Below are 217 nucleotides of genomic sequence, written 5' to 3' on the forward strand. Positions count from 1 at the left end.
GGCAACCTGCTGCTGGCCGAAAACGCCGCCTGCAAACTGCAATGGTTCTACGACCGCGCGGGCAACAACACCCGTGAGCATCAATACCTGCGTTATTTGCAGGAACCGCATGTGGCGGTGTGGAAACACGAATACGATGCCCTCAACCAACGCATCGCCACCACCCGCCCGGACGGGCATCGGGTCAGCTGGCTGACCTATGGCAGCGGCCATCTGC

Annotated in this window: 1 protein-coding gene; it reads left to right on the forward strand. The window is 61.3% G+C overall.

The features are described 5' to 3' along the window. Positions 1-217: hypothetical protein (locus ACM6IK_RS27080; RefSeq protein WP_414876746.1), on the forward strand; the 217-nt coding region annotated here is incomplete at both ends.

Source organism: Pseudomonas sp. IT-196MI5 (genome assembly GCF_949767415.1).
Classification (GTDB): domain Bacteria; phylum Pseudomonadota; class Gammaproteobacteria; order Pseudomonadales; family Pseudomonadaceae; genus Aquipseudomonas.